This is a genomic window from Nocardioides sp. NPDC051685, from assembly GCF_044453405.1.
Taxonomy (GTDB): Bacteria; Actinomycetota; Actinomycetes; order Propionibacteriales; family Nocardioidaceae; genus Nocardioides.
Genome location: NZ_JBITCR010000002.1, coordinates 79,311 through 99,203 on the forward strand (window position 1 = coordinate 79,311; position 19,893 = coordinate 99,203).

Annotated in this window: 16 protein-coding genes; 11 read left to right on the plus strand and 5 right to left on the minus strand. The window is 68.2% G+C overall.

The features are described from left to right. Positions 1-9 precede the first annotated feature (9 nt). Entirely contained in the window at positions 10-1,713 is a 1,704-nt protein-coding gene (locus ACIA03_RS05450; RefSeq protein ID WP_396980052.1) for an AMP-binding protein, read from the plus strand. A 9-nt stretch (positions 1,714-1,722) separates the two neighbouring features. On the opposite strand, the gene ACIA03_RS05455 is transcribed toward ACIA03_RS05450, so the two are convergent. Continuing rightward, positions 1,723-2,283: a TetR/AcrR family transcriptional regulator gene (locus tag ACIA03_RS05455; protein ID WP_396980054.1), complete on the minus strand. Its 561-nt coding sequence runs from the start codon at positions 2,281-2,283 to the stop codon at positions 1,723-1,725. 100 nt (positions 2,284-2,383) lie between these two features. Between ACIA03_RS05455 and ACIA03_RS05460 the strand changes: the two genes are divergently transcribed. Continuing rightward, positions 2,384-3,823, plus strand: a complete 1,440-nt coding sequence (locus tag ACIA03_RS05460; RefSeq protein ID WP_396980056.1) for an MFS transporter — start codon at positions 2,384-2,386, stop codon at positions 3,821-3,823. A 6-nt stretch (positions 3,824-3,829) separates the two neighbouring features. On the opposite strand, the gene ACIA03_RS05465 is transcribed toward ACIA03_RS05460, so the two are convergent. From ACIA03_RS05465 to ACIA03_RS05475, 3 genes are read right to left on the minus strand one after another with little or no spacing between them, the layout of a single operon-like run. Beyond that, positions 3,830-4,597: a thioesterase family protein gene (locus ACIA03_RS05465; RefSeq protein ID WP_396980058.1), complete on the minus strand. Its 768-nt coding sequence runs from the start codon at positions 4,595-4,597 to the stop codon at positions 3,830-3,832. Between the two features lie 7 nt (positions 4,598-4,604). Beyond that, positions 4,605-6,233, minus strand: coding sequence for an AMP-binding protein (locus tag ACIA03_RS05470; protein ID WP_396980060.1), 1,629 nt, complete (start codon positions 6,231-6,233; stop codon positions 4,605-4,607). Between the two features lie 54 nt (positions 6,234-6,287). Beyond that, the gene (locus tag ACIA03_RS05475; RefSeq protein ID WP_396980062.1) at positions 6,288-7,604 is read right to left on the minus strand and encodes an MFS transporter; all 1,317 of its coding nucleotides are present in this window, start codon (positions 7,602-7,604) and stop codon (positions 6,288-6,290) included. Positions 7,605-7,739: 135 nt separating this feature from the next. Between ACIA03_RS05475 and ACIA03_RS05480 the strand changes: the two genes are divergently transcribed. From ACIA03_RS05480 to ACIA03_RS05505, 6 genes are all read left to right on the plus strand, one after another. Beyond that, a complete protein-coding gene (locus ACIA03_RS05480) occupies positions 7,740-8,621 on the plus strand; it encodes a response regulator transcription factor (RefSeq protein WP_396980064.1) in 882 nt (293 codons plus the stop codon). A 74-nt stretch (positions 8,622-8,695) separates the two neighbouring features. Next, positions 8,696-9,631: a helix-turn-helix domain-containing protein gene (locus ACIA03_RS05485; RefSeq protein WP_396980066.1), complete on the plus strand. Its 936-nt coding sequence runs from the start codon at positions 8,696-8,698 to the stop codon at positions 9,629-9,631. A 118-nt stretch (positions 9,632-9,749) separates the two neighbouring features. Further along, positions 9,750-12,155 (plus strand): molybdopterin cofactor-binding domain-containing protein, encoded by a 2,406-nt coding sequence (locus ACIA03_RS05490; protein WP_396980068.1) that lies wholly within the window; start codon positions 9,750-9,752, stop codon positions 12,153-12,155. 13 nt (positions 12,156-12,168) lie between these two features. Next, on the plus strand, positions 12,169-12,651 hold the full coding sequence (locus tag ACIA03_RS05495) for a (2Fe-2S)-binding protein (RefSeq protein ID WP_350828578.1): 483 nt from the start codon (positions 12,169-12,171) through the stop codon (positions 12,649-12,651). Between the two features lie 37 nt (positions 12,652-12,688). After that, positions 12,689-13,252 carry a flavoprotein gene (locus ACIA03_RS05500; RefSeq protein WP_396980071.1) on the plus strand — a complete coding sequence of 188 codons (564 nt, stop codon included), beginning with the start codon at positions 12,689-12,691 and terminating at the stop codon, positions 13,250-13,252. 365 nt (positions 13,253-13,617) lie between these two features. Continuing rightward, on the plus strand, positions 13,618-14,610 hold the full coding sequence (locus tag ACIA03_RS05505) for a mannonate dehydratase (protein ID WP_396980073.1): 993 nt from the start codon (positions 13,618-13,620) through the stop codon (positions 14,608-14,610). Positions 14,611-14,673: 63 nt separating this feature from the next. Here the strand turns inward: ACIA03_RS05505 and ACIA03_RS05510 are convergent, their stop codons facing one another. Continuing rightward, a complete protein-coding gene (locus tag ACIA03_RS05510; RefSeq protein WP_396980075.1) occupies positions 14,674-15,696 on the minus strand; it encodes an NAD(P)-dependent alcohol dehydrogenase in 1,023 nt (340 codons plus the stop codon). A gap of 350 nt (positions 15,697-16,046) precedes the next feature. On the opposite strand from ACIA03_RS05510, the gene ACIA03_RS05515 reads away from it, so the two are divergent. The 3 genes from ACIA03_RS05515 (at position 16,047) to ACIA03_RS05525 (ending at position 19,875) form a co-directional block, all read left to right on the plus strand. Next, positions 16,047-16,958 (plus strand): LysR family transcriptional regulator, encoded by a 912-nt coding sequence (locus ACIA03_RS05515; RefSeq protein WP_396980077.1) that lies wholly within the window; start codon positions 16,047-16,049, stop codon positions 16,956-16,958. A gap of 314 nt (positions 16,959-17,272) precedes the next feature. Next, a complete protein-coding gene (locus tag ACIA03_RS05520) occupies positions 17,273-19,051 on the plus strand; it encodes a flavin-containing monooxygenase (RefSeq protein ID WP_396980079.1) in 1,779 nt (592 codons plus the stop codon). Then, positions 19,048-19,875, plus strand: coding sequence for an alpha/beta fold hydrolase (locus ACIA03_RS05525; protein WP_396980081.1), 828 nt, complete (start codon positions 19,048-19,050; stop codon positions 19,873-19,875). The genes ACIA03_RS05520 and ACIA03_RS05525 overlap by 4 nt, the downstream gene beginning before the upstream one ends. Positions 19,876-19,893 lie beyond the last annotated feature (18 nt).

Consider the following 19,893-nt stretch of genomic DNA (forward strand, 5'->3'; position numbering starts at 1 on the left):
ATGACCGCCATGACTCGTTCGACCTCGACCGACGCCCTGCTCGCCGCCCGGGACGCGCTGATCGCCCAGCGCCTGGACTACGCCGATGCGCTGAACACCTTCCGCTGGCCCGACGTCGGGGCGACCTTCAACTTCGCCCATGACTGGTTCGACCCGATGGCTCGGGGCAACGACGCTCCGGGGCTGATCATCGCGGAGGCGGACGGGTCGCGGGCGGCGTACTCCTTCGACGAGCTGGCGCGTCGCTCGGACGCCGTGGCCCGCTACCTGCGGAGGCTCGGGATCGGGCGAGGCGACAGCGTGGTCGTCATGCTCGGCAACCAGGTCGAGCTGTGGGAGACGATGCTCGCGGCGATGAAGGTCGGGGCGGTCCTGATGCCGACCACGACCGCGGTGGGCACCGCCGAGCTGGTGGACCGGCTCGCCCGGGGCCGGGCGAAGGCCGTGGTCTGCAACGCCGACGACACGGGCAAGTTCGACGGCGTCCCCGGTGACTACGTGCGGATCAGTGTGGGGGAGCGGGAGGGTTGGCACGGCTACGCCGCGGCCGCGGAGGAGAGCCAGGAGCCGCTGGAGCACCCGGGCAACGCCACCACCGACGCGCTGCTGCTCTACTTCACCAGCGGCACCACGAGCCGGCCGAAGCTGGTCGAGCACACCCACTACACCTACCCGGTCGGGCACCTGTCGACGATGTACTGGCTGGGCCTGCGCCCCGGCGACGTGCACATGAACATCTCCAGCCCCGGCTGGGCCAAGCACGCCTGGTCGAACTTCTTCGCACCCTGGCTGGCCGGTGCCACCGTCTTCGTCCTCAACTACGCGCGCTTCGAGGCGGCCACCCTGCTGCAGCGGATCCGCGAGGAGCACGTCACCAGCATGTGCGCCCCGCCGACCGTGTGGCGGATGCTCATCCAGGCCGACCTCAGCGGCGGCTGCGGCTCGCTGCGTGAGGCGATCAGCGCGGGTGAGCCGCTCAACCCCGAGGTGATCAGCCAGGTCCACCGGGCCTGGGGCCTGACGATCCGCGACGGTTTCGGTCAGACCGAGATGACCGCGACCGTCGCCAACAGCCCCGGACAGCCGGTACGTCCGGGGTCGATGGGCCGGGCGCTGCCCGGAGTCCCGGTCGTCCTCGTCGACCCGGTGGAGGGCACGGTCGTCGACGGCCCTGGCGAGGGTGAGCTCTGCCTCGACCTCGGCCAACGGCCCGCGACGCTGATGACCGGCTACCGCGACGACGAGAAGCGCACCGCCGACGCGATGCGCGGCGGCTTCTTCCACACCGGCGACGTCGCCAGCCGCGACGAGGACGGCTACATCACCTACGTCGGGCGCACCGACGACGTCTTCAAGGCCTCCGACTACAAGGTCTCGCCCTTCGAGCTGGAGTCGGTCCTGATCGAGCACCCCGCGGTGGCCGAGGCGGCCGTCGTCCCCGCCCCGGACCCGGTGCGGCTGGCCGTCCCCAAGGCGTACGTCTCCCTCACCTCGGGCCACGAGCCGACCGCCGACACCGCCAAGGCCATCCTCGAGTTCGCCCGCGACCACCTGCCGCCCTACCTGCGCGTGCGGCGCCTGGAGTTCTTCGACCTGCCGAAGACGATCTCGGGGAAGATCCGGCGCGTCGAGCTCCGCGTGCGCGAGCAGGATGTGGTCGACCAGCGGCCGCCGGGCGAGCACCGCTACGAGGACTTCTTCCCCCGCAGCTAGGGGTGAGGCCTAGTCGTGCTCGACGAGGCGCCGGACGCTCTCGACGACGACCTCCCGGCACCGGGCACGACCAGGCCGGCGCACGAGGGCCAGCTCGGGGGTGTGGAGGTGCCAGCTCATCGCGAGCGCGCGAACCTCGGTGAGCAGCTCGAGCGGTGAGTAGGCCGTCGTCAGCTTCCCGGCGCGTTGCGCCTCCTCGATCTTGGCGAGCTTCGCGTCGTTGGAGGTGACGATCGCGGGGAGCTTCCCGTCGGGCCGCTCGAGCTGATACCAGGTCGTCAGCCGAAGGGTCGTGGGGAAGCGCTCGTAGAGGTCGAAGGACCGCCCGGCGTAGCCGGGCAGGTCGGTCGCGTCGAACTCGACCTCGTCGACGAACGCGAGGACCCGGTGGGCGAACACGGCGTCGAAGAGCTCGTCCTTGGTGCCGAAGTACTTGTAGATCAGCGCCTTGTTCGCGTGCGCCGCGTCCGCGATCCGGTCGACGCGCGAGCCGGCGATGCCGTACGCCGCGAACTCGGCCTCGGCGGCGTCGAGGATGCGGGCACGGGTCGCCTCGGAGTCTCTGGCCATGCGCCCATCGTAAGGCAAGTAACTAGTTAGTTTCGTCTTCTCGGGCTCGGCGTTTCACTTGAAGCAACCAACTCGTTAGTTACTTAGGAATGGGGCACTCATGTCTCCGACACTCCCGACCTCCGGCGCCCGCCGCCGGGCGGTCGTGCTCATGGTCATCCTCGGCTGCCAGCTGATGATGACCCTCGACGCCTCGATCGTGACCACGGCACTCACCCACATCAAGGCCGAGCTCGGTTTCACCGACTCCTCGTTGTCGTGGATCCAGAACGCCTACGTGCTCGCCTTCGGAGGCCTCCTGCTGCTCGGCGCACGGGCCGGTGACCTCCTGGGTCGGCGGCGCGTGTTCATCACCGGCGCGGCGCTGTTCACCGCGGCCTCGCTTCTTGCCGGGGTGGCGCCGTCGGCCGAGCTTCTCGTCGCGGCGCGCACGTTGCAGGGGGTGGCGTCGGCCCTGGCGATCCCGTCGACGCTGGCTCTCTTGATCACGACCTTCCCCGAGCCGGGGGAGCGCACCCGGGCGATCGCGATCTACAGCGCGGTCATCGGTGCCGGAGCGAGTGTCGGGATCATCGTCGGCGGCGTCTTCACCGAGTACCTCTCCTGGCGCTGGGGCCTCCTGGTCAACGTCCCGATCGGGATGCTGATCCTCGCGCTCTCACCGCGCTTCCTGCCCGAGACCGAGCGTCAGCCCGGCCGTGTCGACGTTCTCGGAGCGCTGAGCGTCACCGTCGGGATGTCGGCACTGGTCTACGGACTGGTCGAGGCCGCCGAGATCGGCTGGACCAACACCCGCACCGTGCTTCCCCTGGCCGCGTCGGTCGTGCTGCTCGTCGCGTTCGTGCTCGTCGAGCTGCGGGCGTCCCAACCGATCGTGCCGCTCCGGCTCTTCCTCAGCGTGCAGCGCTCGGGGGCCTACGTCGGCCGGATCCTGATCGTCGGCGCGATGTTCTCGACGTTCTACTTCCTCTCGCAGTATCTCCAGAACGTCCTCGGTCTCAGTCCGCTCGCCACCGGGTTCGTCTACATCCCGATGACCGGCATGTTCTTCGCCATGGTGTACGTCGTGCGCTGGGCCGCCCCGAGGGTCAGCAAGCCGGCGCTCCTGCTGGCCTCCCTGGTCACCGCAGCGATCGGCATGGCCTGGCTCAGCCGTATCGACAGCACGACCACCGTGGCCTGGATCCTGCCGCCGCTCCTCGTGCTGGGCATCGGCCAGGGCATCGCGATCATCCTCCTCACCGACTTCGGGATGGCCGAGGTCGATCCGGGCGCCGCCGGTGCGGCCTCCGGCCTCGTCAACACCGCCCATCAGATCGGTGGCTCGATCGGGCTCGCCCTCCTCACCGTGGTCTACGGAACCGCCGTGCACCACGACCCCGCCCCGGGCGCCCTCACCCAGGCCCACGGCTACTCGACCGTCTTCGACGTCGCGACCGGTTTCTACGCCTTGGCCGTCGTCGTCGCGGTGGTGATCCTCGTAGCCGAACGGCGTGCGAGCCGGTCGACGTCGGTCACGATGGCCGCCGCCGCGGGTTGAGCTGCCTCACGGGCGGACGGTCAGGCACTGCGTACTGATGCCGAAGGCGCCCTGCTCGTCGTGCAGCACGCTGGTCGTCACGCCAGCCCCCGCCGGGCCGAACGAGACCGTCGTGTCGAGCCCCAGCCAGCCATCGCCCGGAGCGCGGAACAGGTGTGCGGTCAGGTCGAGGTTGGGGAAGCTGACGTCCTTCGGGTCGGCCCGGACGGCGACGCCGTTGGTGATGTCCAGCAGACCGGCGACCTGCGCCAACCGGCTCACCTTCTCGTCGGCCACGATCGGGTGCGGCGTACGCACCCAGGTCTGGGCCCGCCCGGGGCCGAGTTCGCAACGCCGCACCTGGACCGAGGCGATGAAGCCCCCTGGCCACAGCCTGGTCATGTCCCAGGCGGGTACCTCCTCCGGCGTGGGCATCGGCCGATGGTGGGTGCCGGCGAGGTCACCGGTCGGGTAGCCGGCGGTGAGCCAGGCACGGAGCAGCACCACGGGCCGGCCGCCGTGGCTCGCCCGGGCCTCGACGAGCTCGATCGTGCGCCCGGACCGGAGCACGGTGACCTCCACATCGACCGGCTCGAGCGGGATCGTGCCGAGGATGTCGTAGCTCATCCGGATGACCTGGAGCCCGTCGTCGCGGCGGGCGGCGCGGTCCCGCTCGACCTCGTGCGCGAGCACGCCGAGCAGGGTGGCGATGTGCTGGGTCTCCAGGTCCCAGGCGCCACCGACGTGCTCGGTCGGGGTGAACGTGCGTGGCCCAGTGCGGTGCCAATAACTCATCGGCGGCTCACAGGCCGAGCAGAGCGACGCTCTGCTCGCGCATGTCGATCTTGCGGACCTTGCCGGTCACGGTCATCGGGAACTCGTCGACGAGCAGGACGTACCGAGGGACCTTGTAGTGCGCGAGCTTGCCGCTGGCGAAGGCGCGGACGGCGTCGGCGTCGAGCGGCTCGGCCCCGGGTCGCATCCGGATCCAGGCGCAGAGCTCCTCGCCGTACCTCTCGTCCGGCACGCCCACGACCTGGGCCTCGGCGATGTCGGGATGGGTGAAGAGGAACTCCTCGATCTCACGCGGGTAGATGTTCTCCCCGCCGCGGATGACCATGTCCTTGATCCGGCCGACGACCACGCAGTAGCCGTCCTCGCGCATGACGGCCAGGTCGCCGGTGTGCATCCAGCCATCCGTGTCGATCGCCTCGGCCGTCTTGGTCTCATCGTCCCAGTAGCCGAGCATCACCGAGTAGCCGCGGGTGCAGAACTCGCCGGCGGTGCCGCGGGGGACCACCTCGCCGGTGGCCGGGTCGACGATCTTGATCTCGACGTGCGGCGCGGCGCGCCCGATCGTCTCGGTGCGCCGCTCGAGGTCGTCGTCGGTGCGGGTCTGGCAGGAGACCGGCGACGTCTCGGTCATCCCGTACGCGATCGCGACCTCGCTCATGTGCATCTCGCTGACGCAGCGCTTCATGACCTCGATCGGGCACAGCGCGCCGGCCATGATCCCCGTACGCAGCGTGGAGAGGTCGTAGGAGGCGAACCCCGGGTCGTCCTGCATCGCGATGAACATCGTCGGCACACCGTACAACGCGGTGCACCTCTCGTCCTGGACCGTCTGCAGCGTCGTGGCCGGGTCGAAACCGGGGCCCGGGATGACCATGGTCGCGCCATGGGTGGTGCAGCCGAGGTTGGCCATCACCATGCCGAAGCAGTGGTAGAAGGGCACCGGGATACAGAGCCGGTCCTGCTCGGTGAAGTGGATCGTCTCGGTGACGAAGAAGCCGTTGTTGAGGATGTTGCGGTGCGACAGCGTCGCGCCCTTCGGGAAGCCGGTGGTCCCGGAGGTGTACTGGATGTTGATCGCGTCGTCCGGGGCGAGCGGGTAGTCGACGTGGTCGGCCAGCCGCTCCCCACGGCCCGCGGCCAGGAGGGCATCCCACTGCGGCGTACCGAGGAAGATCGTCTGCTCCAGGGCGCCGCAGTCGCCTTCGACCTCGCGGACGAGGGAGACGTAGTCGCTGGTCTTGAAGGCGGTCGCGCTGATCAGCAGCCGGACCCCGGACTGGTTGAGCGCGTAGGCGAGCTCGTGGGTCCGGTAGGCCGGGTTGATGTTGACCAGGATCGCGCCGATCTTCGCGGTGGCGAACTGGACCATCGTCCACTCGGCGCAGTTGGGAGCCCAGATGCCGACCCGGTCACCCTTGCCGATCCTCGCCTTGCGGAGGCCGATCGCGAGGGCGTTCACGTCGGCGTCGAGCTCGGCGTAGGTCCAGCGCCGTCCGGTGGCGATCTCGACGAGGGCCTCACGGTCTGCGTGGCGGGCGACGGTGCGTTCGAAGTTGGCTCCGATCGTCTCCTCGAGCAGCGGAACGTCGATGTCGCCACGAGCCGACGATGCGGTGATGGATGAGGTCTCGGTCATGCCGCGAGCATGACCGAGACCATGGCCACAGCCACACCCCCGAAGGAGGGTGGATCAGGCCGGTGCCGGCTCCGCGTCGAGCTCGACGCGGCTGGTCTCCTTGGCGACCAGCAGGCAGACGACGCTCAGCAGGGCCAGCGCGGTGAGGAAGTACGCGATCCCGTCGGTGCCCCACCGGGCCAGCAGCTCCTCGGCGATGACGAGCGGGACGGCGCCGCCGAGGATGCCCGCGATGTTGTAGCCGAGCCCGGCGCCCGTGTAGCGGTACTTCGCCTGGAAGGTCTCGGGCAGGAACGCCGCGATCGGGCCGTAGTTGAGACCGAGCACGCACAGGAGCAGGCTGTTGCCGAGCGCGAAGCTCGCGAAGCTGCCCGGCTCCATGACACCGAAGGCCAGCGGACCGGCCACGATGCCGAAGCCGGCACCCAGGAGCAGGACCGCTCGGCGGCCGAGGACGTCGGAGAGCCAGGCGGAGAGGATGACCGTCACGCTCATCGCGACCGCGGCGACGATGACCCCGAGCAGTGCCTGGGTCAGGCTGAGGCCGAGGGTGCCGACCGCGTGGGCGACCATGAAGCTCGCGCCGGTGTAGAAGGCGCCGAAGACGATCGCCATGATGCCGCCGCCGAGCAGCACCTGTCGCCACTGATCCCGCAGGCAGCCGAGGATCGGCAGCGCGCTGCGCGAGCCCGCCGACTGGATCTTCTTGAACGACGGGGTCTCGGCGATGTTCAGTCGCACCCACAGACCGACGCCGACCAGCACGGCGCTGGCCAGGAACGGGATCCGCCAGCCCCAGGCAGCGAACGCGTCAGGATCCATCAGCCGGAAGGTGGTCAGCATGGCGCCGGCAGCGATGATCAGGCCGAGGCTGGGACCGAGCTGCGGGAACATGCTGTAGCGGCCGCGCTGGCCGTGGGCGGCGTACTCCGTGGTGAGGAGGGCGGCGCCGGCCCATTCACCGCCGAGGGCGATTCCCTGGAGCGCGCGCAGGAGCACCAGGATCACCACGGCGCCCTTGCCGATCGACTCCACGCTCGGGATGAGGCCGATCGCGAACGTCGAGGTGCCCATGATCAGCAGGGTCGTGATCAGGGTGGCCTTGCGGCCGATCCGGTCGCCGTAGTGGCCGAAGAGGATCGCGCCGAGCGGCCGGAAGACGAACGCGACGCCGAAGGTCGCGATCGAGGCCAGGGTGCCCTCGGGACCGCCCATCGACGGGAAGAAGATCGCGTTGAACACCAGGGCCGCTGCGAGGCCGTAGATGAGGAAGTCGTAGAACTCGATGGTCGTGCCGGTCAGTGACGCCGTCGCGACGCGGCGCATGGTGCGCCCGTCGACCTCGGCTCGGTTAGCCGCGATTTGGGCCATGATCGTGCCTCCTACTCGGATTGGTGAACCGAGTGTGGGACCGTTACCACCTGTCCGATACCCCCGGACGAGTGCCCTCGAAAGAGGGGGTGTGCCTCTTGTTGCTTGTGATGATCGTCACTTACCCTCAAGGTCATGAGCACGAGCGCGATCGCCCCTGAGGCGCCCTACGACGGGACCCGGATCGCCCAGACGCTGGCCTCCTTCCGGACGGCGTCCGGGCTGGATCTCGCCTTCGGTGGTCCTGTCCGCGGCGACGGCAAGGCCATCGACATCACCGCCACGTGTGGCGCGAAGGGCGTGTCGCTGCGAGGTCTGCGCGTCGTCAACGGGGAGGGCCTGGGCGGGAAGACCCTGCAGACCCGTCAGCCCGGCTCCGTCGATCACTACTACACCGCTCGCGGGATCACCCACCTCTACGACACCGCCGTGGCCCAGGAGGAGATCCAGACCGTCGCCGCCCTGCCGATCCTGGTCGACCGGGCCCCGCGGATGCTCATCTACCTCGCCTCCCGCTCGCGGCTCGGTCTCGGCGGCGTCTGGTTCGACGCGCTGCGGCCGCTGATCCGCACCCTCGAGCGGGAGATCCTGATCGATGACGAGGTCCGCAACCGGCTCTCCCGGCTCGCTCCCACCCCGGCCCCGCGCCCGGCCGAGAGCTCGGCGAAGCGCGATCTCGCCGAGCGCCGCGAGATGGCCGCCGAGCTCACCGACCTGGCCGGCCAGGTGATCGACCCCGAGGTGCGCAGGCGGCTCGAGGCCATGGTGCTGCGGCTCACCGCGGAGCCGGGGGAGAAGCGGCCGGCTCCGCTCGCCCCTGCCGTACGCCTGGCCGCGCGCGAGATCGACGTGCTCCGCCAGGTGGCGCTCGGGAGCAGCAACCGCGAGGCCGCCGAGGCGCTCGGGATCGTGGAGAGCACGGTGAAGTCCTACCTCAAGAGCGCCACCCGCAAGCTCAACGCCAACAACCGCGTCCACGCGGTCCGGATGGCGCGCGAGGCCGGACTGATCAACTGACGCCGCCGGGTCGATGGTGCAAGGCCCCTCGTACGGGGGTACCGTCCGGGCGGCCGCGTGCGCAGGATCACGGCATGACGCATGGGGACTCGGGCGGCGTGTCGGAGAGATGGCGGACCGCATTGGCGGACGCCTTCGCGGGACTGAAGGCGGAGCGGCTGCCACCGGGCCAGCACCTGGCGCCCGGCCCGTTGGCCGGAGCGATCGAGCACGCCGACCTGGGACGGGTCGACGCCTTCCGGGTCGGCGGCACCCCGCAGGTCGTACGCCGCACCCGCCGTTCCCTCGCCGACGTACCCGACGAGCCGTTCAAGGTGTGTGTCCAGCGACATGGCCGCTCCGTCGTCCGGCAGGGCGGCACCGAGCTCGTCCTGAGGCCGGGGGACATCGCGATCTACGACACCGGCCGCCCCTACGAGCTGCGCTTCGAGGAGACCTGGGAGTGTCTCGCGATGACGCTTCCGCGTCGTGCGCTGGCGGCCTCGGACGCCGTGATCGAGCGGTCGATGTCGCACGCCTGGACCGCGTTCGACGGCAGGACCGGCGTACTCGGGCATCTGCTGGGCAGCGCGGTCCGTCAGACCCCGCACGCCGGGGGAGCGACACATCTGGGCGAGGCCGCCATCCAGGTGCTCTCGAGCCTGGTCGGCGGTGACGACCTGGTCGACCCCGGCGAGGCGCTCCGGGCCCGGATCATCGCCTACGTCGAGGCCCACGCCACCGACCCGGGCCTCGGCCACGACGCGGTGGCGGCCGCGCACGGGCTCTCGCCCCGCAGCCTGCACCGGCTCTTCGAGAGCCAGCCGCACTCGGCGATGGCCCACCTGCGGGAGTTCCGGCTGATGAGGATCCGGGACGCGCTGCTCGACCCGGCACATACCGCGCACTCGACCGCGTCGATCGCCGGGCGCTGGGGATATCCGGACCCGTCCCACTTCGCCCGCAGCTTCAGATCGCGCTTCGGGATCACTCCGGGCGCGCTCCGAAAAGGGGTCCTGACCTCGGTGTGAGCCGAGCTGTCGAGCTGGCGCGGAAAGTCAACGAAGTTGGCGTTCCATGGCGACACAGGTGTGACGCGTCGCACATAACGTGACGAGGACCTTGACCGGACCCACGGAGGTAACCGCCTTGTCAACACATCCCGAGACGCCATCGGGCCTGTCCGTATCGGGCCTCGCCGAGCACGAGCTCGGCCGCCGCCGCTTCGTCGGCTACCTCTTGGCGGCAGCGACCGTCACCGGGGCGGCCCAGATCGGGATCGGCCTCGGCACACCGGCCGCGGCCGTCGTCCCGGGGGTGCCGCAGCCGGCCGATCTCTACGACCTCAACGACCTGCTGACCGATGCTGCCCGTCCCACCGCGAACCTGATCCAGGTCGTCGTCAACAAGGACGGCACCGCATCGTTCGAGCTGCCGCGCGCCGAGGTCGGCCAGGGCATCACCACCTCGATCGCGATGCTGATCGCCGAGGAGCTCGACCTGCCGCTCGGCAAGGTGGACGTCACCTTGTCGAAGGCGCGCCCGGAGCTGATCTGGAACCAGATGACCGGCGGCTCCAACACCATCCACGCGATGTACACGCCCGTGCGTGTGGCCGCCGCCATCGCCCGTGGCGCGCTGCTCGAGGCCGCGGCGATCGCGCTCGCCCAGCCCCACGACACCCTCTCGGTCCACGAGGGCGTGATCAGCGCCCCGGGCGGCGCCTCCATCTCCTACGGCGAGCTCGCCACCTCCGCCGCGGCCCTGGTCACGAAGGTCGTCGACGTCGACCTCAAGCCGAAGTCGGACTTCGCGGTCATCGGCACCCCGCGCCGCCGCAAGGACGCTCTGGACGCGGTGACCGGCAAGAAGCAGTTCACGATGGACATCGACGTCCCGGACGCGCTGCCCGCGATGGTCTGCCGCGCCCCCGAGCACAACGGCACGGTGAAGTCCGTCCGCAACCAGAAGGACGTCGAGGCGATGCCGGGCGTGACGCATGTCGTCACCATCCCGACCGGTGTGGCCGTACGTGCCAAGACGTTCGGACAGTGCATCAACGCCATCCGTGCCCTCGACGTCGAGTGGAACCCCGGCACCGTGAGCGGTCGCTCGGACACGGACGTGCTCGAGGAGCTCCGCGGTATCCAGCGTCCGATGGCGGTGCCGAACGTGGAGGAGCTGCTCGGCACGGTGACCGACGCCGTGGGTGGCCTGACCGGCGGCCTCACCGCGGCCGACGTGAAGACTCTCGACACCGACTACGTCTTCTACACCCGCAGCGGCTCGCCCCTGGAGACCAACTGTGCCGTCGCCGACGTCCGCGCCGACAGGGCGACGATCTGGGCCGGCTCGAAGACCCCGATCGTGGCCGCCGAGAGCATCGCGCTCGAGCTCGGTCTCGCGCCGACGGCGGTGACGTTCAACGTGATGGAGTCCGGTGGCTCCTTCGGCCGCAAGCTCTTCTGGGACGCTGCCCTGGAGGCTGCCCTGATCTCGCAGAACTGCCAGGCGCCGGTCCGGCTGATGTGGCACCGCGCCGACGAGCCCCGTCAGGGCCGCAACCACCCGATGGCGACGTCCCGGGTGCGTACGGTCTGGGCAGGCGACAACATCCTCTCCGTCGAGCAGCAGCACACCTGCACCGCCACCGACTACCGCCACGGCTTCGGCGAGATCCTGACCTCGTCCGCCATCTCGCTCCCGGCCGGGGTGAGCAACCTGGGCGTGTCGGAGACCATCTTCGTGACCTCCCAGCAGGTGCCGTACGACTTCGGCGTCACCACCCAGGGACTCATGGAGACGACCAGTCGGGCGATCAACTCCGGCGCCGTCCGCAACGTCTATTCGCCCGACGTACGCACGGCGCTCGAGCTGACGGTCGACCAGGTCGCCAAGAAGATGCGGCTGAACCCCGTCGAGTTCCGCCTGAAGTACGCCAAGGAGGACCGCCTGCGGCGCGTCATCAAGCAGGTGGCGGCCGCCGGCAACTGGGGCAGGTCGATGCCGGCCGGCACGGCCCAGGGCATCGCGATCCACCAGGAGTACAAGGGCTACTCCGCCTGTCTGGTCGAGATCGACTGCCGCCCGGAGACCGTCGACCGGAAGGTCTACCACGGCGTCACCGGTCCCCGGGTCACCAAGGTGACCTTCGCCATCGACTGCGGCGAGGTGATCAACCCCAAGGGCGTCGAGGCGCAGATGCAGGGCGGGATCATGGACGGCATCGCGCTCGCGCTCACCGCCAGCACCCACCTCGAGGACGGCCACTACCTCGAGGCCAGCTGGGACAACTACTTCTACACCCGTCAGTGGAACACCCCGCCCGACGTACGCGTCTTCGTGATGGACCCGGTCACCGACATCCCCGGCGGCGCAGGCGAGGCGGGTGTCGCGGCGTCGTTCGCCGCGGTGGCCTGCGCCTATGCCCGGGCGACGGGCACGACGCCCACCTCGTTCCCGATCAACCACCACGACCCGATCGGCTTCGAGGTGAAGTCCTTCGTCCCGCCCGTGCCCGCGTCGCCGACCGACGGCCTCGGCCACACCTACTGAGTAGAGGAAGAACATGCCCAACTACACCTTCAAGCTCAACGGGGAGAAGGTCACGGTCGACGTCGAGGACAGCGAGCGCCTGCTGTGGGTGCTGCGCGACGTGCTCGGGGTGCGCGGCCCCAAGTACGGCTGCGGCATCAACGTCTGCAAGGCCTGCACCTCCCACATCAACGGCAAGGCCTTCAACCCGTGCGCCACCCCGATCAGCGCCCTCGACGAGGACGACGAGATCACCACCATCGAGGGCCTCGCCGACACGGCTCCGGGTGACGGCCTGCACCCGATGCAGGAGGCGTGGCTCGACGCCGACGTGGCCCAGTGCGGCTACTGCCAGCCCGGCCAGATCATGGCCGCGGTCGCCACCGTCAACAAGGCTCACGCCGAGGGTCGCTCGGTCACCGACGCCGACATCGACCAGATCCGCAACATCTGCCGCTGCGGCACGTACTTCCGGATCCGCGAGGCGATCAAGGCCGGCGCCGGCAAGATGGGCTGATCCCTCGCCCGAGGTCCCCGTCACGTACGCTCGCGGGGTGGCCACCGTCGGAGTCATCGCCTGCGCCGCAGGTGGTGTGGAGCAACTCTGCGACGAGCTGGTCACCCCGTTGCGGGTCGCCGGCCACCAGGTGCCGGTGACCCTGACGCCGACGGCGTTCACCTGGCTCACCGCGAACGGGGAAGCCGAACGGATCGAGGCCGCCACCGGCTACCCCGTACGCGGGGCGAGCCGCCTCCCGTGGGAGCCACGCACCCACCCTGCCCAGCTCGACGCCATCGTCGTGGCCCCCGCGACCTTCAACAGCACCGCGAAGATCGCCCTCGGCCTCGCCGACAACCAGGCCCTCACGGTCGTCACCGAGAGCCTCACCAGCGTTCCCGTCGTGCTCTTCCCACTCATCAACGCCGCCCACGCCGAGCACCCCGCGTGGGCGTCCCACCTCGCAGCTCTCCGCGGGGCTGGCGTCGACCTGATCGAGGGCCCCGACGTCTGGCCCCTCCACCCGCCACGCCAGATGCCACAGGATCAAGCACTCCCCTGGGGAGCGATCATCGACGCCGCCCAGCGAGCGGCGGCTCGCGGAGCGCCAGGGGCCTAGAGTCGGCGTTTGGCACCCGATCGCTGTTGTGACGTGCGTCATACGCGTGGCGCATCGCGCCATGCCAGATCGGGCTTGGACCAGGTCATCGAAGACTCACTAGGTTCCAGGACTGAGGCGTTCAACGGGGATGCCGAACCGCGGCCGAGGCTGCGTTCGAGCCATGGGAGTGCGTGCAGATGAGCGGAGAACTTGGACGACGATCGTTGCTGCGTGCGGGCGCTGCCGCGGCCGGAGCGGTCACTCTGGGAACGAGCGCCGGCAGCCCCGCACTCGCGGCCAGCGACGGTGCGACCTCTGTTCACCGGCCACGCCCGAACCGGCGGCCAAAGATGGTGCTCGGTACGCAGCGGAGGGCCAATGACATGGCCACGTTGCAGGAGTTCCGGCGTCACGGGGTCCAGAGGGTGTGCGGCTACCCGCCGGCGCCGCCCGTGGACTCGGGCCGCGGCTACTGGACGACCGCGGAGGTCGCTCAGACCAAGGAGTTCATCGAGAGCCAAGACGGCCTCGAGATGGACATGGTGGCGTTGTCGTTCCTGGGTTCCACGTTGATCGACCGTGAGGCTCGCCCCGCCATCATGCTGGCGAAGAGCCCGGAGCGAGATCGCGACATCGAGGACATCCACCGGAGCATCCAGGCGTGCGCGGAGGCCGGGGTGTCGACGATCAAGTACAACTTGAGTCTCCTCGGTGTGCTGAGCACCGGAGACGAAGAGCTTCGCGGCGGATCGACCACGCGGCGATTCCGGGCGGCTGATCTCGACTACTCACTTCCGGACACCATCGCGGGCAAGGTCAGCGCTGATGACTACTGGGAGCGCATCGACTACTTCCTGGAACGCGTCGTGCCCGTCGCCGAGGAGTACAAGGTGCGGATCGCCTGCCATCCCCAGGACCCGGGCACGCCGCCCGGTGGATATCGAGGAGTCGAGGAGAACGTCCTCAGTCAGGAAGGCGGCAAGGGTCTGTTCACCTTCCTCGACATGCACGCCAGCCCGTACCACGGGCTGAACCTGTGCTGCGGCACTCTGGCCGAGATGCTGTGGAACCCCGAGGGGGAGATCTACGACATCGTGCGCCGGCTGGCGCGCACCAGCCGCATCTTCAACATCCACCTGCGCAACATCATCGGTCGCCGCGACGACTTCATCGAGGTGTGGCCCGACGAGGGGGTCGTCGATCACGCACGGATCATCAACATCCTCGCGGAGGAAGGCTACGCCGACGCGATCGACCCCGACCACGTCCCTGACCACCCCGACGACGAAGACGGCCGGCAGGCGTACGCGCAGGGTTACGGCTTCATCCTGGGTGCCATCAAGGGCGCCGAGCACCGCGCGCGTGGGCTCTTCTGATCCAACCGAGCGACGCTTGGTCGAGTCGTCCCCGGCGACGTGGGTGCACCGGGACGGTCAGGCTCAGGGGATGAGCACAGCTCGGCCGATGATCTCGCCGCGCCCGAGTCGATCGAAGACCTCGTTGATGGACGCAAGGGGGAATCTCTCCACGTGGGAAACCAGGCGCCCCTGCTGCGCCAAGGAGAGCACCTCGTCCAGCTCGTTGCGCGATCCCCAGTTGCTTATGGTCAGCGCCGCACCCTGGGCAACACTGAAGAAGGAGAACGGCACGCTGCCGCCGGCGAGGCCAACGAGGACGAAGATGCCCTCTGGTCCGAGAGCCTCAATCCCCAGCGCCATGGTCGCGTCGAGGCCGACGAAGTCGAAGACCGCGGCCGCGCCGTCTGGGCCAGCCGCTTCCCTGACGACCCCCTCGGCGCCCGCAACATTCGGGTCGATCACCACATGCGCACCCAGCTGCAGCGCCAGATCACGCTTGCGTCCGTCGGTGTCGACGACGATGATCGTCGCGGCCGTGAGCAGTCTCAGGAATTGGATGCCGTACTGCCCAAGTCCACCGGCTCCGATCACCACCGCTCGCGTCCCGGGTACAAGCCGCGGTAGGGCTTTCTTCACTGCGGAGTACGGCGTCAGCGCGGCATCCGCCAAGGGGGCTGCGTCGGCGGGTTCCAGATTGCCTGCCGGGATCAGGTGGCGAGTAGACGGGACGATCAGGTACTCGGCGTATCCGCCCTCCGGCCCCATGCCGCCCCACAGGAGCGAATTGCACAACTGCTCCTGACCTCCGAGGCAAACCCTGCAGTGTCCGCAGCCCCAGCCTCCGAAGACGACGACAGCATCGTCGATCACCAGACCGCGGTCTTCGGCACCTACGCCGAAAGCATCGATCCATCCGGCGTTCTCGTGGCCGAGCGTATGCGGGAGCATGACGCCGTTCAGTTCCCCGGCTCTGACGTGGAGGTCGGAGTGACAAGCACCCGCTCCGCCCACCTTGATGCGGACCTGGCCCGGTCCAGGCTCCGGGATCGGGAGGTCCTCCAGGACGAAGTCTGCGCCGGGCTCGTGCAAGCGAGCTGCTTTCATAGGATCATCCTCAGATAATTTCCGGGCGGAGCGAGCCATAGGCGCGAAACTGTGGGGCCCGGCGTCCCGGAAACGAAGGGTTCTCCCGAATGGAACGGGGACAGCGCCTCGGATATAGAACACGAGCGCGTTGCCGTGCTGGTGTGGCGTGCCGACAATCTGGTCGTTTCGGACGCCATACTAGGTGCGTGACATACGGGCAGGCAACGCCGTCCAAGCCATGTCTGTGATTCACCCAGTGAATGGTCGCGAGCCTCGGTATGGAATGGCCCTTGAATCGGCGTCTCCCGGGGTCTCGTGCCTTTCCCATCTGCCTATCTAAACGGCGACGACGGCACTAGCGTGACATCATGACCAATCTGAGTGGCGTGGATCTCAACCTGCTCGTGGCGTTCGAAGCTCTGTTGTTGGAGAAGAACGTCACGCGTGCGGCCGCGCGTGTGGGCATCAGCCAGGGGGCGATGAGCAACACGCTGGGGCGGCTGCGAAGACTGCTCGGTGACGAAGTCCTCATTCGCGTGGGTAGGGAGTGGCATCTCACCTCCCGCGCCGAGTCGCTGCGAGCGCCGCTCGAGCGGGCGTTGCAGATTGTTCGAGATGACATTCTGGTCCCGGCTCCGTTCGACCCGCGATCGGATAAGCGCCTGTTCACTGTCGCGACGAACAGTTCGTCTGCTGTCATAGTGCTGGCGCCGGCGATCGCCCGAATCGCACATTCTGCGCCGCAGGTGACGATCAAGATTGTGCAAGTCACCGAGCCTCTGGACTCCATTCTGCTCGATCCCGGCGTCGACATTCTCCTTCTACCCGACTACTTCGACGTAGGTTTCCCCGGAGAGCGATTGCTCACGATGAATTGGACATGTCTCGTCGATAACGACCACCCCTTCCGAGATTCGAAGTTCTCACTCGAGGAGTTCCTGACGTTCGGACATGTCGTGTACGAACAGGCCGGTGTCACGACAGTCGCGTTGGAGATGCTCGCGCGCAACGGTATAAACGTCACGCCGCGAGTTGTGGCGAACGACTTCGTCACCATTCCCTATTTATTGGAAGGCACGCCATACGTTGCACTGGTGCAGGATGCGCTAGCCGATCGCCTGTCAGGAACAATGAGACTTCGCCGGGTGGAACCGCCCGTCGAGTTGCCACCTTTGATGATCAACGCCTACTGGCATCCCCGTAGCCAGCACGATCCGGGGAGCGTGTGGCTCCGTCAGTTGCTCTCGGAGATCGCCGTCGAAACTCGCTCGACCCGTTGAATCTAAATATTCATGAGATGAATGCTAGCCATGTCTAACAATCGTTTGAACTAATGGTCCTTCGCGCCTAGTGTCACAAGTCACAAGCGAGCCCGGATCGGGTTCTGCTGCAGTGTCGAAGGAGACCCACTAGCATGCGCGCGCTTTCCCTCTTGCAAGCGTCCGACACCGAGCTCGAATCGGCTGTCGATCAAGCCGAGCTTCCAGCACTGCTGGTCACCCTGAGCCACCTCACCGGCGACACATCCTTGCTCGATGAGGCGCTGCGACCGCCTCTTGTCCCGTCACCGGGCGCGATTCCACCCCAGGGCGGCATGACTGATGAACAGCAAGCCGCGGCCCGCCGGTCCAGCTTCAATGCGCTTCGCAGCCTCAGGGACACCGGCTCGATCGAGGTCCCCGAGCTCTCCGAGAATCGACTTCGCGACTTGATGACGTTCATCGCCGGCGATGCTGCGGAGGCGTACCTGCCGCTTCTCAAGCACGAGATCGATATCCCCGCCGGGGTGGGTTCCCCGTCATGGAGCAAGACCTCGATGGACGAAGGACGCCCGTTCAGAGTCGCCATTATCGGGGCTGGAATGTCCGGCTTGGCGGCCGCCTATCGTCTGCAGGAAGCAGGGGTGGAATGCGAGGTCTTCGAGAAGAACCCCGAGGTCGGCGGCACATGGTACGAGAACCGCTATCCCGGTTGTCAGCTCGACACCAGCAACTTCGCCTACAGCTTCTCGTTCCTGCAGACGGGGCGGTGGACCCACCAGTACTCGCGTCGGGACGCCATCTTCGCCTACTTCCGCGACGCCTCCGAACAGCTCGGCCTGCGCCCGCTGATCACCTTCGACACCGCCGTCGAGGCGGCGCGCTACCGCAGCGGCACGCACGACTGGGAGGTCCGGACGCGGTCCGTCGACGGCACCCGTCGCGTGAAGACCTTCAACGCCGTGATCAGCGCGGTGGGTCAGCTCAACACGCCGCTCGTTCCGGAGTTCCCCCACGCCGAGCGCTTCCGAGGGACGACCGTCCACACCGCCCGATGGGACGATGATCTGGATCTCGCCGGCAAACGCGTGGCGGTCATCGGCACGGGCGCCAGCGCCTTCCAGCTCATCCCGGCGATCGCCGACTCGGTCGAGGAGCTCTTCGTCTTCCAGCGCAACGCGCCCTGGATGTATCCGACCCCCAACTATCACGACGCCATCCCCGAGGCTTGTCAGTGGCTCTTCGACGTCCTGCCGCTGTATCACCGCTGGTTCCGCTTCTTCCAGTTCTGGACCTCGGTCGAGGGACGCCGACGCTTCGTCACCGTCGATCCCGAGTGGGACCGGCCGGGCTCGGTGTCGGCGGCGAACGAGTCGATGCGGGTAGCCCTCACCGACTACCTAGCCGAACAGTTCGGTGACCGACCAGACCTGCTCGAGCACGTCATCCCGCACTACCCACCGGGTGCGAAGCGCCTGCTCCGGGACGACGGGGCGTGGGCGTCCACCCTCAAGCGGCCGGACGTCCATCTGGTGAGCGACCAGATCACCGAGTTCACGGAGACGGGAATCCGCACCGAGGACGGCACCCACGTGGATGTCGATGTGATTGTCTACGGAACCGGCTTCCGCGCATCCGAGTTCCTGGAGTCTGTCGTCGTCACGGGGGAGGACGACCTGACGCTGGCCGAGTACTGGGCGGGCGATGCCCGCGCGTACCTGGGCATCACGGTGCCGAAGTTCCCCAACCTCTTCTGTCTATACGGACCGAACACCAACGTCGTCGTCAACGGCAGCATCGTGCTCCTATCAGAGCTCGGTGTCGACTACATCCTCGACAGCCTGCGCCACCTCCTGAGCGAGGGACATGATGCCATGCGCGTGCGGGAGGAACCCTTCATCGCATACAACCAGCGCATCGACCGCGCCAACTCCGGAATGGCGTGGGGGGCATCGGCCGTGAGCAGCTGGTACAAGAACAGTCGCGGCCGGGTGTCGCAGAACTGGCCGCTTCCCTTGCTGGACTACTGGAACCTGACGCGCGCCGTCCGGGCCGACGACTATGACTTCCTCGACGCGCGGGCGACGGTCGACGTGGGCGGGACGCGGCGATGATCGAGTCGATGGTGCGTGTGGGAGGGCACGCGACGAGGTACCTCGAGGCGGGCGACCGCGCGAACGAGACGGTGCTGCTGCTCCACGACGGAGCGTGGGGCGGTTCCAGCTCGGTCACGTGGGGCAACAGCATCGGCGCCCTGGCGCAGCACTTCCACGTCCTGGCGCCGGACCTGCTGGGCTTTGGTGGAACGGACAAAGTCGTGTACTTCGACCGGTCGACGTACGAACCCCGTATCGACCACGTCACGCGCTTCCTGGCCTCGGTGGGTGTGGACCGTCCGGTACATGTTGTCGGGAACTCGTTCGGGGGATCGTTGGCTCTGCGGATGCTCGCGCATCCCGGACGGCCAGCGCTGCGCTCGGTCACCAGCATCAACGGGACCGGAGGCCCCTGGCGGACGCCGACTGCCCTGGAGGATCTGAGCCGATGGGACGGCTCCGAGAGCGACCTAGATCGCATCGTCGCGCAGCTCATCGAACCGTTCGACGGCTGGGACGACCAGATCCGTGAGCGGATGCGGTGGGCAGCGGCGCCGGGGCACTACCGTTCCGTCGCCTCGGTGGGAGTTCCTGTCCCCGATGGGTTGAAAGAGGAACGACCAACCGATCCGTGGCCCCAACAACTCCGCGACACGGACACCCCGGTGCTCCTCATCGCCGGCACCCGCGACACCCTCCTCGAACCGGGGTGGACCGATCATTTCGCCCTGCTGGGCGATCGCCTGAGCGTCGCAACGCTCGACGCCAGGCACGAGCCCAACATCGATCGCCCCGACATCCTCGTCCCGGTCCTTCTGGAGTTCCTCTCCCGCACGACCTGACAGTCCGAATCCCGCAGA

Bases quoted from the DNA above. Each gene is read 5' to 3' on its own strand.
- ACIA03_RS05460 (WP_396980056.1), top strand. From the start codon at position 2,384: ATGTCTCCGACACTCCCGACCTCCGGCGCCCGCCGCCGGGCGGTCGTG.
- ACIA03_RS05485 (WP_396980066.1), top strand. From the start codon at position 8,696: ATGACGCATGGGGACTCGGGCGGCGTGTCGGAGAGATGGCGGACCGCA.
- ACIA03_RS05520 (WP_396980079.1), top strand. From the start codon at position 17,273: ATGACTGATGAACAGCAAGCCGCGGCCCGCCGGTCCAGCTTCAATGCG.
- ACIA03_RS05465 (WP_396980058.1), bottom strand. From the start codon at position 4,597: ATGAGTTATTGGCACCGCACTGGGCCACGCACGTTCACCCCGACCGAG.
- ACIA03_RS05510 (WP_396980075.1), bottom strand. From the start codon at position 15,696: ATGAAAGCAGCTCGCTTGCACGAGCCCGGCGCAGACTTCGTCCTGGAG.
- ACIA03_RS05495 (WP_350828578.1), top strand. From the start codon at position 12,169: ATGCCCAACTACACCTTCAAGCTCAACGGGGAGAAGGTCACGGTCGAC.
- ACIA03_RS05505 (WP_396980073.1), top strand. From the start codon at position 13,618: ATGGCCACGTTGCAGGAGTTCCGGCGTCACGGGGTCCAGAGGGTGTGC.
- ACIA03_RS05475 (WP_396980062.1), bottom strand. From the start codon at position 7,604: ATGGCCCAAATCGCGGCTAACCGAGCCGAGGTCGACGGGCGCACCATG.
- ACIA03_RS05450 (WP_396980052.1), top strand. From the start codon at position 10: ATGACTCGTTCGACCTCGACCGACGCCCTGCTCGCCGCCCGGGACGCG.
- ACIA03_RS05455 (WP_396980054.1), bottom strand. From the start codon at position 2,283: ATGGCCAGAGACTCCGAGGCGACCCGTGCCCGCATCCTCGACGCCGCC.
- ACIA03_RS05470 (WP_396980060.1), bottom strand. From the start codon at position 6,233: ATGACCGAGACCTCATCCATCACCGCATCGTCGGCTCGTGGCGACATC.
- ACIA03_RS05525 (WP_396980081.1), top strand. From the start codon at position 19,048: ATGATCGAGTCGATGGTGCGTGTGGGAGGGCACGCGACGAGGTACCTC.
- ACIA03_RS05480 (WP_396980064.1), top strand. From the start codon at position 7,740: ATGAGCACGAGCGCGATCGCCCCTGAGGCGCCCTACGACGGGACCCGG.
- ACIA03_RS05515 (WP_396980077.1), top strand. From the start codon at position 16,047: ATGACCAATCTGAGTGGCGTGGATCTCAACCTGCTCGTGGCGTTCGAA.